Origin of the sequence: Nocardia implantans (assembly GCF_035544775.1) — a bacterium.
Lineage (GTDB): Bacteria > Actinomycetota > Actinomycetes > Mycobacteriales > Mycobacteriaceae > Nocardia > Nocardia implantans.
The window spans coordinates 72937-88115 of record NZ_JAYKYQ010000016.1; the positions used below are offsets into that span (position 1 = coordinate 72937).

The 15179-nt window shown below is 72.0% G+C and carries 10 protein-coding genes; 6 read left to right on the top strand and 4 right to left on the bottom strand.

The features are described from left to right. Positions 1 to 25: 25 nt before the first annotated feature. Both nudC and U3653_RS29530 read right to left on the bottom strand, forming a co-directional pair. Positions 26 to 931, bottom strand: coding sequence for an NAD(+) diphosphatase (gene nudC, locus U3653_RS29525; protein WP_195081932.1), 906 nt, complete (start codon positions 929 to 931; stop codon positions 26 to 28). A 46-nt stretch (positions 932 to 977) separates the two neighbouring features. Continuing rightward, positions 978 to 2033 carry a potassium channel family protein gene (locus tag U3653_RS29530; protein ID WP_195081933.1) on the bottom strand — a complete coding sequence of 352 codons (1056 nt, stop codon included), beginning with the start codon at positions 2031 to 2033 and terminating at the stop codon, positions 978 to 980. Between the two features lie 776 nt (positions 2034 to 2809). On the opposite strand from U3653_RS29530, the gene U3653_RS29535 reads away from it, so the two are divergent. Beyond that, on the top strand, positions 2810 to 3223 hold the full coding sequence (locus U3653_RS29535) for a DoxX family protein (protein WP_195081934.1): 414 nt from the start codon (positions 2810 to 2812) through the stop codon (positions 3221 to 3223). Here U3653_RS29535 and U3653_RS29540 read toward each other — a convergent pair. Continuing rightward, on the bottom strand, positions 3180 to 7259 hold the full coding sequence (locus U3653_RS29540; RefSeq protein ID WP_195081935.1) for an ATP-dependent helicase: 4080 nt from the start codon (positions 7257 to 7259) through the stop codon (positions 3180 to 3182). The genes U3653_RS29535 and U3653_RS29540 overlap by 44 nt on opposite strands. Positions 7260 to 7299: 40 nt before the next feature. After that, on the bottom strand, positions 7300 to 10716 hold the full coding sequence (locus tag U3653_RS29545) for an ATP-dependent helicase (RefSeq protein ID WP_435406597.1): 3417 nt from the start codon (positions 10714 to 10716) through the stop codon (positions 7300 to 7302). 72 nt (positions 10717 to 10788) lie between these two features. Here U3653_RS29545 and U3653_RS29550 point away from each other — a divergent pair, with 72 nt between their 5' ends. From U3653_RS29550 to U3653_RS29570, 5 genes are all read left to right on the top strand, one after another. After that, positions 10789 to 11565 (top strand): alpha/beta hydrolase, encoded by a 777-nt coding sequence (locus tag U3653_RS29550; RefSeq protein ID WP_323124391.1) that lies wholly within the window; start codon positions 10789 to 10791, stop codon positions 11563 to 11565. Positions 11566 to 11570: 5 nt separating this feature from the next. Continuing rightward, a complete protein-coding gene (locus tag U3653_RS29555) occupies positions 11571 to 11882 on the top strand; it encodes an MGMT family protein (RefSeq protein WP_195081938.1) in 312 nt (103 codons plus the stop codon). Positions 11883 to 11936: 54 nt separating this feature from the next. After that, positions 11937 to 12692, top strand: a complete 756-nt coding sequence (locus tag U3653_RS29560; protein WP_195081939.1) for a VOC family protein — start codon at positions 11937 to 11939, stop codon at positions 12690 to 12692. Between the two features lie 82 nt (positions 12693 to 12774). Beyond that, positions 12775 to 14514 carry an NTP transferase domain-containing protein gene (locus U3653_RS29565; RefSeq protein ID WP_195081940.1) on the top strand — a complete coding sequence of 580 codons (1740 nt, stop codon included), beginning with the start codon at positions 12775 to 12777 and terminating at the stop codon, positions 14512 to 14514. A gap of 483 nt (positions 14515 to 14997) precedes the next feature. Further along, positions 14998 to 15168, top strand: coding sequence for a hypothetical protein (locus tag U3653_RS29570; RefSeq protein WP_195081941.1), 171 nt, complete (start codon positions 14998 to 15000; stop codon positions 15166 to 15168). The last annotated feature ends 11 nt before the right edge of the window (positions 15169 to 15179 follow it).

Sequence of the window (15179 nt, forward strand, 5' to 3'; positions counted from 1 at the left end):
GCGCGGGCCGGCTTCGGCCCGCGCGTCAGTCGATCGCGGCCCAGGATTCGATGATCGTGCGCGCGATGGAGATCGAGCCGGGCAGCAGCAGCCGTGAGCCGCCGTCCCGGTTGGACCAGTCGCCCACCGCCAACGCTTCCCGCACCTGCGCGCGGGTGAACCACTCGGCCTCGGCGATCTCACCGTCGGTGAAGGTCAGCGGCTGAGCGGGATCGGCGACCGCGGCGAAGCCGAGCATCAGTGAGCGCGGGAACGGCCACGGCTGGCTGCCCAGGTAGCTGATCTCGCGCACGTCGAGACCCACTTCCTCGCGCATCTCGCGCTCCACGCAGCGCTCCAGCGACTCTCCCGCCTCGACGAACCCGGCCAGCAGCGAGAACAGCGACTTCGGCCAGCTGCTCTGGCGGGCAAGCAGCACCCGCTCGCCGCCGTCGTGGATCAGGCAGATCACCGCAGGATCGATGCGCGGGAACTCCTCGTAACCGCTCTCGGTGATGCGCGACCAGCCCGCCTTCGCCGACGTGGTGACAGCGCCGTCCGCGCCGTGGAAGCCGGCCTTGTCGTGCCAGTTCAGCAGCGCGATCGCGGTGGAGAGCAACCCGGCGGTGCGGTCGTCGACGGCGCCGCCGGCCAGCGCGCGCAGATCGGTCAGCGCCCCCTCCAGCTCCGGATCGCGCACCGCCCACAGGTGCACGCCCTCCTCCACACCGAGGAACACCGCGGCAGGACTCGGCTCGGCGGAGAACTCCACGGCCGCTTCCAGGACCAGGGCGCCCTCGTCGAAGCGCACCTGTCCGCGACGGTTGACCCGCAGAAGTTTCGCTTCCGCCCAGCCCTCCTTCAGGGCCTGGGCATCACCGCGGATGTGCTCGGCCCGGTCGATGACGGAGCGGGAGAGCAACGGAACACTGTTGAGCTGAAACGCCGGCACGGTTCGAGACTATCGCGCCCCGAGCAACAACCTGGTTCGCGCCGGGTCACTTGCCCGCTCGACGGATGTACAACAGCTTGTCGCCCGCGTCGACCGCGTCGACTTCCGGCTCGCCCACCCGGTAGAGCACCCCGTTGCGCACCACGCCCAGGACGATATCGCTGAGATGCCGCGGCGAGCCGCCGATCTCGGACGCCTCCACCTCGCGTTCGGCGACGGCGAAGCCCTCCTCCGGGGTGAGCAGGTCTTCCATCATCTCCACGACCGTGGGCGTGGTGGTCGCGATGCCGAGCAACCGGCCCGCTGTCTCCGAGGACACCACCACGGAGTTCGCGCCGGACTGCCGGACCAGATGGGTGTTCTCCGCCTCCCGGATCGAAACCACGATCTTGGCGGCCTTGTTCAACTCCCTGGCGGTGAGGGTGACCAGCACGGCGGTGTCGTCCCGATTGGTCGCGACCACCACCGAGTCGGCGTTCTGCACGCCCGCCAGCCGCAACACGTCGGATTGGGTGGCCGAGCCGTGCACCGTGACCAGCCCGGCGTTGGCGGCCGCCTCCAAGGCGACCACGTCGGTGTCGACCACGACGATGTCGGCGGGCTGCACTCCGTCGCCGAGCATGGCGTCGATCGCGGTCCGCCCCTTCGTGCCGTATCCGACGACCACGGTGTGATTGCGCACGGTGTGCCTCCATCGCTGAATCTTGAAAGCCTGCCGGGAACGTTCGGTCAGCACGCCCAGCGTCGTTCCGACCAGGACGATCAGGAACAGGATGCGCAGCGGGGTGATGATGATGATGTTCGCCAGCCGCGCCTCGGGCGTCACCGGGTGGATGTCGCCGTATCCGGTGGTCGACAGCGACACCGTCGCGTAGTAGAACGCGTCCAGGAACGACAGCTCATTGCCCGAGTTGTCGTGGTAGCCCGCGCGTCCCAGGTACACCACCATCGCGGCCAGGAACAGCAGCGCCGTCGCGAACAGCACTCTTCTGGTCAGCGAAATCCATGGGCTGGTCTGCACTTCCGGGATGCGCAGCACGCCGACCAGGGCGAAATCGGGGCGACTGGCCAAGCCGAGGCCGCGCGCTCGGTCACCGAACACCGGGCACACCTGTCGTCGCGTCGGTCATACCCGGTAATCCTTGTCCCTCCGGCACACCGGGGAGCCTACTGTGTTTTATTTGCCGCGACTGCGTCGCGGCGTGTTCGCGGCCCCTTTATGGCTCGCGTTTGCGCGAACGGCGGATGCTCGGTCTCGCTTCGCTCGAAAGTCGTGGTGGAGGTCGGCTGGGCACGTCGGCGTTCGAGCGCACGATCCAGCGCGCGCCGCACGGCGACGAACGTCGAGTCGGCCGACTCCGCGATGCCCCCGATACGTCCCAGCCGATCGGAACCGCGGCCAGGCCGCGAACTGCGCATGCTCGCGGTCACTTCGCGCGCAACACGAGGCCGGGCGAGCCGCGCAACACGAGGCCGGGCGAGCTGAGCACGTTCGCATTCGAACTCACGAGTCCGGCGCGCCTCCTGCGAGCGGCCATCCCGCCGACCGACACCACCAAGGCCCGATTCGCCCCAGCCGATCGAACCGCAGCCAATCCGCGCACAGTGCATGCTCGGGCCGCTTCGCTCGCAACACGAGGCCGGGGGAGCTGAGCAGGTTCGCATTCGAACTCACGATGCGGAGCGCTCCTCCACGGCGACCGACCGTCGGGCGACCGGCACTCACGAATCGCGGGATTATCCCGTTCGATGGAACTGGAGCCAGGCCGCTACTGGATACGCCTCTCCGCTGGGCTCGGGTAAGTGCTCGGACTGAGTGTGGGGATGTCGGGGCCGCCCGGGGTCGACGGGAAGCGGAGTAGATGTAAGGGTGCCTGCATGGCAGAAAACACGCTGACGTCCGGGTCCGATGGTGGGCGGCGGCCCGCGCTGGCTCTGGCCGCCATTCTCTTCGGGGCCGGGGTCCTGCATTTCGTCTGGCCGAAGCCCTTCGATTCGATCGTGCCGCGCTTCCTGCCGGGACGCGCCCGCGACTACACCTACGCCTCCGGCGTGGCCGAGATCGGCGTCGCGGCCGCCCTCGCCGTTCCGCGCACCCGCGGGTTCGGCGGACGGCTGGCGGCGCTGCTGTTCATCGCGGTGTTCCCGGCCAACGTGCAGTTCACCGTGGACATGCTGGCCAGCGAGAAGGCGCCGCGGCTGCTGAAGATCGGGTCGGCGCTGCGGCTTCCGCTGCAGATTCCGCTCGTCATTCAGGCGCTGGCGGTGAGCCGGCGGGCGCGGCGTTCCTGATCAGCTCCGCCAATTCGTCCGGACCGGCCAGGTTCGCCGGCGCGATGGTGCGCCCGGTGCGCACGTAGTGGAACGCGGCCCCGATCCGAGGGAGCATCTCGTGCTCGGGCCGTCCCTCGCGCGCGGCCATCAACCGCGCCCACGCCAGGCGATACACGGCCAGCTGCATGGCGACCGCGGGCTCTTCGGCGGCGCTCGGCTCGGCGCCGGTCTTCCAGTCGACCACGATCCAGCGCCCGCCGGGTTCGGCGAACACCGCGTCCATCCGGCCGCGGATCACGGTGCCCGCGATCGACGTCTCGAACGGAATCTCGACCTCGATCGGGCTGCGATCGGCCCAGCGCGAGTTCAGGAACGCCTCCTGCATGGCACTCAGCTCGGCGTCCGAGCTCGCGTCGGCCGCGCCGCCGTCGGCCGCGCCGGGCAGTTCGTCCAGACCGAGCAGACGGGTCGAGCCGAACCAGCGCTGCACCCAGGCGTGGAACGCGGTGCCCCGGCGCGCCAGCGGATTCGGCGGGTAGGGCAACGGACGACGCAGGCGGGCAGCGAGTCTCGCCGGGTCGGCGCGCAGCTCGACCAGGGCGGTCGCCGCGATCTGCCCGGGTAGCTCGACCGCTTCGTCGGTGACCGCCGCCGCGTGGTGTTCGGCGAGCAAGGCGTCGACATCGGCGGCCCAGCCCTCCGGATCGTCGGGGTCGGACACGGGGTGGGCCTGCTCCGGCCGGTACAGGTCCTCCGGCGGGGGCGGGGCGAAGCCGCTCGCGGCCAATGCCGGTTCGTCGGCGGACAGATACTCCTCCACCGGGTCCGGCGCCGTACCGAAATAGGGCTCGATATCGGCATAGGGATCGGCGTATTCGATCGACGTGACCTCGGATTCGTCCGCGAAATCGTCGGGGGGGTAGTCGTCGTCGGGCGGGTAGTAGGCAGATTCGTCCGCGAAACTCGGCTCGTCGGCGGGCGGGTGGTGACCCGTTTCGTCTGCGAACCCCGGACCGTCGCCGGGCGGCATTTCGGCGCGGACGGACCCCGCGCTGTGGTTGCGAGCAGCAGCATCGGACAGCCCCCTGCTATCGGCGGGACGGGCGCGCAACTCGGCCAAGGCCGCGCGGACGAGGGCGGCACCCTGTTCGATGGGGTCGCGGCGGGGGCCGAGAGGATCGCGCGGCCACTCGGCGGTCGCCGGGTTGTCGGTGAACGGGTTGACGGCGTCGGCGGCGGGCGGGTCGTCCCAGCGGTCGATCGCCAAGACGCCGTACGCGGGGCTGCCGGGGTCCTCGTGCGCGGCTTTCAGCTCGAGCAGGAAATCCGACGGGCCCTTCGGGGCGCTGCCGGTCTCCGCCCAGTAGTGGGCCGAAACGAGCAGCACGCGTTCGGTTCTGGTGAGCGCGACGTAGAACAGGCGGCGTTCCTCATCGATCCGGCGGCGCTCCAGCGCCTCCTTGTGCGCCTTGATCGCCCGATCGAGGTCGGCGCGGTCGTACAGATCGGTGAGTTCGAGCACCGGCACGCCTTCGGCAGCGTCGTCCTGCTGCCGGTCACCCCGCAGCGACGTGGGCAACTCGGCGAGCGCGCCGAGCCACGTGCCGGAGCCGACCTTGGACGGGAACACGCCGTCCACCACGTGCGGCACCGCGACGATCTCCCATTCCAGGCCCTTGGCCGCGTGCACGGTCAGCACCTGCACTCGATCCTTGGCGACCTCGACCTCGCCGGGTTCCAGCCCGTTCTCGACTTCTTCCGCGGCGGCGAGGAACCCCAGCAGTCCGCCGAGCGAAGCGCCGGTTTCCGCGGCGTATCCGGCCACCACTTCGGCGAACGCGTCCAGATGCTCGCGGCCGGCCCCGGTGCCAGCCATTGCCCGCCTGGTCTGGGTCTCCACCCCGACGCCGATGGTGCGCTCCACGTCGGCGACCAATTCCGCCAGCGGCTGACCGCTGCGTTCGCGCAACGCGGCCAGCTCCCGTCCCAGCGCCTCGATGCGGGCGAACCCGGAGGGCGAATACCGCTCGGGCGGACCGGGATCGGCGATCGCGTCGGCCAGCCCGGCCTGTTCGGCGGGTTCCGGGGCCACTTCGCGCAACGCCTCGTTCAGCGCGGCGCCGTCGGCGATCTCGGCCGGGCTCTCCGAGCCGGGACGCCGGATGGACAGGTCCCTGGCGCGGCGGGCGAGCGCGGCGATGTCGGCGACCCCGATGCGCCACCGCGCGCCGGTCAGCACGCGCATGGCGGCGCTGCCCGAACCCGGTTCGGCGATCAACCGCAGGGTGGCGACGACGTCGGCGACCTCCGGCGTGGCGAGCAGACCGCCGAGCCCGACGATCTCCACCGGAAGCCCCTGTGCGCGTAGCGCTTCGGCGAGCGGAGCCGCGTCGGCGTTGCGGCGCACCAGAACGGCGGACGTGGGCGGCTGCTGCCCGTCCGCACGCCGGGCGGCCCACTCCGCGGCGATTCGCTCGGCCACCCACTCACGCTCATCGGCGACGGTGCCGGTCAGCGCCAGCGCCACCACACCCTGACCCGCGCCCGGCTTGGCCCGCAGAGCGTCGACCGTCACCCCGCCGCCTTCGGTCGCCTTGCGCCGCAACGGTTGCGCGACCAGATTCGCCAATGCCAGCGCCTCCGGCGGATTGCGCCAGCTGGTCAGCAACGACAACGTGGGAGCGGGCACGCCCGGCGCACTGGGGAAGTCGGTGGCGAACCGGGGCAGGTTCGCCGCCGAAGCGCCGCGCCAGCCGTAGATGGACTGCATCGGGTCGCCGACGGCGGTCACCGCCAGGCGTTGCGTTTCGTGCGAGTGCTGGTCGCCTCGCCTCGCCACGACGTGCGGGTCGTGTGCGCCGGCGAACCGCGCTTGCCCTTCGGGGTCGTCCACGCCGACGCGCGACGGTGTGCCCTGCACAGAGTCGTCGTCAGCCGACGGCCTCCCACCGGACCCGCCCGCACGGGAGGACGGACCACCCTGCGCACTCGGATTCGCCGCCGCGCCACGCGCGAGCGACTCGCCGCCGCTTCCCGGACCATCTGCCCGAGCCGCCCGCTGCGGACCGCTGTGGATGTCCGCGTGTGCCCGATCATCATCGTCGTCGCGAGAATCGTCCGTTACCGAACGAACGTCTCCCGACGCGCCCCCGAACAACGCGGAGAGCAGGACCCGCTGGGCGTGGCCGGTGTCCTGGTACTCGTCGAGCAGGACCAAGCGGAAGCGGGCGCGTTCGGCCGCGGCGACCTCGGGATGCTCGGCGGCCAGCCGGGCGGCGAGGGACATCTGCGAGCCGAAGTCCAGCGCGCCCCGTCGACGCAAAGCCTCGGCCAACTGCTGCACCAGCGGCAGCAGCGCTACCCGTTCCCGCTGCACTTGGACGATGTTGAGCAGCGCCTGACTCGGCCCGCCACGCTGTCGCGGGCCGGGGGGCAGCGTGTGCACCAGCTTCGCCAGTTCGGTGTGCGCCTCGGCCAGTTGCTCCGGCTCGACCAGGTGCTCGGCCAGCTGCCCGGACAGCGCGAGCACCGCCTCGGTGACCGACACCGGGGTGCGATCGGTCTCCAGGTCGCCGTCCCAGGTGCGGACCACCTGGTGGGCGAGCTGCCAGAGCTGGGTCACGGTCAGCAGCGTCGCCGACGGTTCCACCGGGAGCAGCAGGCCGTGTTCGGTGAGCAACCTGCCCGCGTACGAGTGGTAGGTGCTGATCTCCGGCTCCGCGCCGGTCAGCTGGGCGCGCAGGCGGCCGCTCGGGTCGAGTTCACGCAGCAGCGGCGCTCCGGCGAGCCGGGCCAATCTGGTCCGGATCCGGGCGGTCAACTGCTGGGCGGCCTTGCGCGTGAAGGTCAGCCCGAGCACCTCGTCCGGCAGCACGAGACCGTTGGCGACCATCCACACCACCCGGGCGGCCATCGTCTCGGTCTTGCCCGCGCCCGCGCCCGCGACCACGAGGGTGGGGCCGGGCGGCGCCGCGATCACGGCGGCCTGTTCGTCGGTCGGCGGCGGCAGGCCGAGCGCCTGCGCCAGCTGATGCGGCGTCACCCGGCCCGTCACGGCGGCGCCCCGGCGACCGGCGGCGGGACCGCGAGCGCGCTCACTCGTCGGTCACCTGCCTCCCGCTGTCCTGCACGGGGCAACTGCCCGCCACCGCGCAGTGGCGGCAGCCGTCGTTGCGCATGGCGAGATAGCTGGGGCCCTGCGTGGACGACGCGGCCTGGTGGATCGTGTCGCGCCAGTGCTCGAGCGCCTCGGCGTCCAGTGGCGGCTGCATGCGCTGGGTGGCGCCCTCCGTCTTGCTCGGCTTCGCGACGTAGACCAATCGCGCCCCGCCCGGTTCGCCGGATGCCGCTTCGGCGGAGCCCGATTCCGCCGCCGCGTCGAGAGCTCCCGCGGCGGCCGCCACCTGGTAGGTCGCCAGCTGCGCGTGCTCGACGGCGGCCTGCTTGCTGATCGGGGACTTGCCGGTCTTCACGTCCACGATGACGAAACGGCCTTGCGCGTCGCGCTCCAGCCGGTCGACGCGGCCCCGGATCCGCACGTCGCGTTCGTCTTCCGTGCGCGCGGGCAGCACGCAGTCCACCGGCACCTCGACCCCGGCCTGGGTGAGTTCGCCGCGGGTGTTGCGCACCCAGGCCGAGAAGGTCTCCAGCATCGCCTCGGTGCGGCGCAACTCCTGGCGGGAATGCCAGCCGGTGCCGGGATCAACGGCCCGCCAGGCGCGTTCCAGCGCGGCGCGCACCTGGTCCTCCGGCACTTTGCCCGCCAGCGCCTGCACGAGCGTGTGCACCAGATTTCCCTTGACGGCGTGCGGGTTGTCGCCGTCGGTGCCGCCGTTGCGTTCCAACGCCCAGCGCAGCGGGCAGGTGCGCAGCAATTCGACGGTGGAGGGCGACAGCGCCACCGCGCCGTCGTCCTCGGCCCACAGCGGTCGCCGCGAACTGAGTTCCGCGGTGCCGTACCAGTCGTCGGGATGGGCGCCACGCACGCCCGCGTCCGCCAGTCGCGCGAGCTGGTGCGCGGCGCGGCGCCTGCGCTCCTGGTCGGCGTCGGGATCGCAGACCACGCCGCGCAATTCGGCGACCAGCGCGTGCATGACCAGGGCGCGGCCGGGATCGAGCACCGGGAGCGCACCGGGCTCGCCGTCCTCGTCGTGCCCGAGCAGTTCGGCGAGGAAGCGCGACGGGACCAGATCGCGATCGCCCGCGACCGATTCCACGGCGGTGACCAACAGCGACCGCCGAGCCCGGCTGCACGCGACGAGCAGCAGCCTGCGCTCCTCGGCGAGGATGGGCGCCGCACGGCTCACCCGCTCCCCCGCGTCGGACACCCCGGCGGTGAGATCGACCAGATCCTCGGTATGCAGCAGGGTGCCGCGAGCGCGCGGATTCGGCCAGATCCCCTCTTGGACGGCGGCGACGGCGACCACATCCCACTCCCGCCCCGCGGCGGCGTGCGCGCTCAGCAGCGCCACCGCTTCACCCGCCAGCGTGCGCGGCGCCGCGTCCTGCGGGATCTCCTGCTGGGTCAGGTATTCGACGAACCCTTCGATGCTCGCGCGCGGCAGCCGGTCGACATAGGCGGCGGCCGCGTCGAACAACGCCACGGCGGCGTCCAGATCGCGATCGGCCTGCATGCCCACCGCGCCGCCCCGCTCCGACTGCGCCAGCCAGCGCCGCTCCAACCGGGAACCGGTCCACAGCGCCCACAGCACGTCCTCCAGGCCCGCCCCCCGCCCGCGCACCTTGCGGGCCCGGCGCAGCGTGTCCAGCACCCGGCGCAACGGCGCGGCCTCGACTTCGGTGAGCCGGTCCAGGATCACCGGATCGCCGGTTCCGATCAGCAGATCGCGCAGCATCAGCGCGGAAGGGCGGTCGATGTCCGCATCGGGAGCGGGTGGCGAGTCGTCGCCCTGGTCCGGTGACTTCGCCCCGGCGCGCACCGATTCCAGCACCGCGCGCCGGATGCCGCGGCGCAATCGGCGCAAGGCGATCTGATCGGCGCCGCCGAGCGGTCCGGACAGCAGGTCGAGGGCGTCCTCCGGCTCGAACGCCGGTTCCGCGTCCCGCGACGCCGCCTCCCCCGCCAGAATCGCGCGCAGGGACAGCAGCATCCATGCCGCGCCGCGCCTGCGCGCCAGCGGCGTGTCCAGCGCGGGCTGCCGCACCGGCACGCCCGCGGCGAGCAGGGCGCGGCGCAGCGGCGCCAGCGACAGCGGCACCGAGCGGACGATCACCGCCATCCGCGACCACGGCACGCCACCGGTCAGATGCGCGCGGCGCAAGTGGTCGGCGATGAGCGCGGCCTCCTTCGCGGGCGTGGCCAGCACGCGCACCCGCACCTCGGTGCCGTCCTCCCGCGGCCCGGTGTCCTTCGGCACGGGGATGCGCTGCGGCGCAGTGCCGGGCAGACGTGCGGCGATCCGAGCCACCGCCAACTCGACCTGACCGCCGAACCGATGGTTGTCGCGCAGCACGACGCGCCGCTCGGGCGGCACGTCGAGTTCGGCGACGAACCGCGCGTCGGCGCCGCGGAAGGTGAAGACGGCTTGATCGGGATCGCCCGCGATCACCGTGGTCCGCGCGCTGTGCCCGATCGCCTTCACCAGGATCGCGGCCTGCGGGTCCAGGTGCTGCGCGTCGTCGACCAGCAGGTATCTGATCCTGGCGCGTTCGGCGGCAAGCAGATTCGGGTCGGCGGCCAGCGCGTCCAGTGCCGCGCCGACCAGTTCGGCGGCGTCCAGCGCCGGCGCGGTGGCCTCCGGCGCCTCGACGCCGACCGACCAGCGCAGCAGCATCGTCTGCTCGTAGCGGAGCGCGAACCGGCCCGCCGCCACCCACTCGGGCTTGGCGTGCTCGCGGCCCAGCCGCTCCAGGTCCTCCGGCCCGATGCCGCGTTCGGTGGCCCGGAGCATGAGATCGCGCAACTGCTCGGCGAACCCGCCGAGGGCGAGCGCGGGCCGCAGCCGCTCCGGCCACAGTCCGCGCGCGCCCTCGGCCATGTCGGCCAGATCGCCGCGCAGCATCTCGCGTACCACCGCGTCCTGTTCGGCTCCGGTCAGCAGACGCGGCGGCGGGTTGCCGTGCGCCATCGCGTGCCTGCGCAGCACGGAGAAGGCGTACGAGTGCAGGGTGCGCACCAAGGGTTCTCGTGTGGCGCCGGGCACACCGCCCTCCGCGCCGGGCCCCGGACCGCTCAGCCGCGTCGTGATGGCATCGCGCACAGCGCCCGCTGCCTGTTTCGAATGGGTCAGTACCAGCACCGATTCCGGATCGGCTCCGGCCGCGATGCGCCCGGCGGCGATGTCGACCAGCAGGGCGGTCTTCCCCGAGCCCGGTCCGCCGAGCACCTGCCACGGCCGCCACCCCGGACGGGCGGGACCGTCCGCGGCCGCGGCGTCCAGCAGCACGCGAACGTCGGCCCCCCAGTCTCGCGGCCGGGGCGCCACCACATTCCGGCGAACCAGTCGCACCGCGCCATCCGATCGCACCACGCGGGCTATTGCAACAGACACGACCGACACGCCGGTACACGCCTCCGCCCGACCGGCACTGCGGCCGATCGCGGCGCAGGTCAGAATGGACCGGTGTCTGTTCTGAATGTCCATCGGTTCGGTCCGGCGACGGGACCGGTGGTGCTCGCCCTGCACGGTGTCACCGGTCACGGCAAACGCTGGGAAGACCTGGCGACCCGGCACCTGCCCGATGTCAGGGTGCTCGCGCCGGATCTGCGCGGGCACGGTCGCTCGACCTCGCTGCCACCGTGGAACTTCGAGACCATCGTCGACGACCTGGTCGAGTTGGTCACCGCCGAAGCGGACGGCCCGGTGGTGGTGGTCGCGCACTCCTTCGGCGGGGCGTGCGCGCTGCACCTGGCGCACCGGCATCCGGACCTGGTGCGCAAGCTCGTGCTGCTGGATCCGGCGATCGCGCTGGAGCCGGAATGGCTCAACGAGATCGCGCTGTCCACCCTGGTCTCGGCCGACTACGACAGCGTCGACCAGGCGCGTCAGGACAAACTCGACACCGGCTGGGGCGACGTCGAGCCCCGGTTGCTCGAAGCCGAGCTCGACGAACACCTGATGCCCACCGCGGACGGGCGCTTCGGCTGGCGGATGAGCCTGCCCGCGATCAACTCCTACTGGGGCCAGCTGGCCCGCCACTGGGTGCTGCCGCCCGCCGATCTGCCGACCGTGCTGGTGCAGGCGATGAAGGTGGACCCGCCGTTCGTCACGCCGGAGTTCCGCGCGGCGCTCACCGAACACATGGGCGCCAGCTTGACCGTGCTGGAATGGAACTGCGATCACATGGTCGCCCAGGCGTATCCGGCCCGGACCGGCGAACTCGTGCGATCGGTGCTCTGAGCCCGATGCCGACCAGCGACGCCCAGATCGAGCAGGTGCGCGCCTTGGTGGCGGCGATCCCGCTCGGCCGGGTGGTCACCTACGGCGACATCGCGGCGGCCGCCGGTCTGTCCACCCCGCGCACGGTGGGCTGGATCATGCGCACCGACTCCGCCGACCTGCCCTGGCACCGGGTGCTCGGCGCCGGCGGCAAGCCCGCCGCTCACCTTGCCCATCGCCAGTTGCGCTTGCTGGCCGAGGAGGGCGTGCCGATCCGGGACGGGCGCGTCGATCTGCGTGCCGCGCGCTACTGCTTTCCCGATCTCCCCGGTGACTGAGCGCCGCTGTCCGAATCGGCTCCGTGCCGCGAGGGCGGCCAGTACCGTGGATCTATGCCCACCCGCCTGGCATGTGTCGTCTTCGACGCCGACCGGCCGCGTTCGGTCGCGGATTTCTGGGCCGAACTGCTCGGCTGGAGCATCACCGTCGACCGTCCCGACGAGGTCAACGTCGCGGCCCCCGATGTAGACGGTGGCGACCTGGCGCTGACCTTCCTGCCCGCGATGCGGGCCAAGATCGGCAAGAACCGCCTGCACCTCGATCTGGCCACCCGCTCGCTGGACCACCAGCGCACCCAGGTGGACCGGGCGCTGGCCTTGGGCGCGCGCTCGATCAACATCGGGCAGGGCGCGGTGCCGTGGGCGGTGCTCGCCGACCCGGAGGGCAACGAGTTCTGCGTGCTCGAACCCAGGGAGGAGTACGTGGACACCGGAGCCGTCGCGGCGATCGTGGTCGACACGCGCGATCCGCAGCGGCTCGCCGAATTCTGGTCGGCCGCCACCGGCTGGCCGTCCATGCGGCGCGGTGAGCGGCTGGCCGGACTGCGCGCGCCGACCGGCCTCGGTTCCTGGCTGGAGTTCGTCCGCACGCCGGACGCGGGCACCGGCCGGACCAGACTGCGCCTGGATCTCACCTCGTTCCCGGCCGACGACCGGGCCGCCGAGGTGGCCAGGCTGCACGCGGCGGGCGCCACCTCGATCGACCGCGGCGCCCCGGCTCCGGCCAGGGACACCGACCTCGTGCTCGCCGACCCGGAACTCAACGAGTTCCGGCTGCTGCCCCCTGCGCGGTTCTGGTCGAACGCCTGATCGGCGCCGTCCGCTCCCCGGCTTCCCTGCGCCGACGAATTAGCATGGCCGCCATGGTGTACCTAGCTCCGGGTCGTGGCGTGTGACGGCCGCCGACGCGATCGTGCTCGCGGGCGGGCGGGCCAGCCGGATGGGCGGCGTGGACAAACCGGCCATCGTCATCGGCGGCCGTTCCATGCTGGAGGTGGCGCTCGCCGCCGTCGCCTCGTGCGGGCGGACGGTGGTGGTCGGGCCGCACCGCCCCGAGTTGCCGCCGGAGATCGTCCAGGTGCGCGAGGTGCCGCCCGGATCGGGTCCGGTGGCGGCGGTCGACACCGGGTTGCGTGCCCTCGGCTCCGCCGCACCGCTGGTCGTGGTGCTCGCCGCCGACCTGCCGTTCCTGTCGCCATGGGCGGTCGCCGAACTCATCCGGCACGCCACCGAGTCCGGCGCGGACGCGGTGTTCGCGGCCGACGAGTCCGGTCGCCCGCAGTACCTGATCGGGGTGTGGCGGCGTTCGGCGCTCGCGGCCGCGCTGGACGGGCTCGACGCGCTGATCAACCAGCCGATGAAGGCGCTGGTGCCCGCCGCCGCCGCGATCATCCCGCTGTCCGGCGTCGGCGATTGCGACACCGAGGAGGAGGTGCGGCAGGCCAGGGCTGCGGTCGACGCGCCACGCCGGCAGCCGCCGCTCGAGCTCGACGAGGCACGGAACTCGCTGCGCTCGCAGCTGTCTCGGCTCACCGCGTACGAGGCCGATTTGCGTTCGGTGATCGGGGCCGCGCTCGCGAGTCCGCTGACGGCCGCCGGGCCGCTGCCGCGCTTCGACGTCTCGGCGATGGACGGGTACGCGGTAGCGGGCGACGGACCCTGGCGCCTGCGGCGCGACATCGGCTTCGCGGGCGGACGGCGACCGGTGGGGCTGCTGCCGGGCGAGGCGGTGCGCATCGCCACGGGCGCGCACGTCCCCGACGGCACCACGAGCGTGCTGCGCGACGAGTTCGCCCACGTGGCCGACGAAACGCTGTACCGCCTGCCCGACACCCCGCTGCGCGACGACATCCGCCGCCGCGGCGAGGACCGCGGCGCCGGTGATCCGATCGCGCCGGAGGGCACGCCGGTCACCCCGGCGCTGGTCTCCGCGGCCGCGAGCGTCGAGGTCACCGCCGCCCCGGTGCGCGGGCCGGTCCGCGCGCGCGTCGTCATGACCGGTGACGAGATCCGCAGCGAGGGTCCGCTCCAGGCGGGCCAGACCCGTGACTCGATCGGCCCGATCCTGCCGGAACTGCTGTCCCGGTGCGGCATTCGCACTACCGACCGGGTGCACCTGCGCGACACTCCGCACGGCTTCGACGAGGTCCTCACCGCCGCGCCCGAGTGCGACCTGCTGGTGATCGTCGGCGCGACCGGCGGCGGGGCGGCCGACCAGCTGCGTGCCGCCCTGACCCGGGCGGGCGCTTCGATCGTGGTGCCCCGGCTGCGGCTGCGGCCGGGCGGTTCCACGGTCGTCGCCCGGCTCGCCGCTGGCACCACGGTGCTCGGCTTGCCCGGCAACCCGTTCGCCGCGGTCGCGACGCTCATGGCGCTCGCTCCCGCGATCGTCGAGGGCCGCACCGGCGCGTCCACCGCGCGCCCGCTGCGCGGGCCGCTGCGCAACGCCGCCGAGATCGCCGGACAGGTGACGCGCATCGTCCCGGCTCGCCTCGCCGAGGAAGGCGGATGGATCGGCGACCCGACCATCCGGACGGCTCATCTCGGCGGCCTGGTCGATCGCGACGGTCTCGTGATCGTCCCGCCCGATGCGGGGGACGGCGCGATCGTCGAATTCCTGCCGCTGCGCTGAACTCCTCGGTCGCGGTGTTCGGAAGTCGTTGCCGCACTTGAATTCATCGATCAATAGGCACGAGCAGAAGACGACAGTATGCCGACACGCAGCCGATCTCGCCCGAAACCATTGCACTCCAGCGATTTCGCCTGGACCGCGCCGAGCCGCGCGCAATCCCATACGACAGCGGAGCCGAATTCGACGCGAGTGCGCCGAGAACGCGAACCGAGAGGAAATAAACGAACGCATGACCGCGATGTTTTGATCGGTCCACTTCCTCCCTCGACGCTGCTCAACCGACCGGAAGAAAGGTCCGCACCGGACTCCAGCTGAACTGGATTCATTACTGCATCCAAGCACCAAAAACGTCTCTACCTGGAGTAATGCAACACCCCGGCCGCTCGGAGCCATATTTTCCATTTCCCCTTCCACGGGCCATATCCGCTCGCTATCGTGTGTTCGTTAGGCGAATATCAATCACCCGGAAAGGACCGAGTGGAGATGGCTGAAAAGTCGAAGAAAACGCCTAAGAAAATGCCGAAGCAGATGCCGAGGCAGCAGCAGCAACAGCGCCAGGAGCAGGACATGCGTGAGGGCGCTGACATGGAAGGCCGTCGGGGCAACCGGTCCGAGATGCCCGACCGGCGCGGCGAGCAGGAGCGCCGCCGCTAGCTGATCTGCGC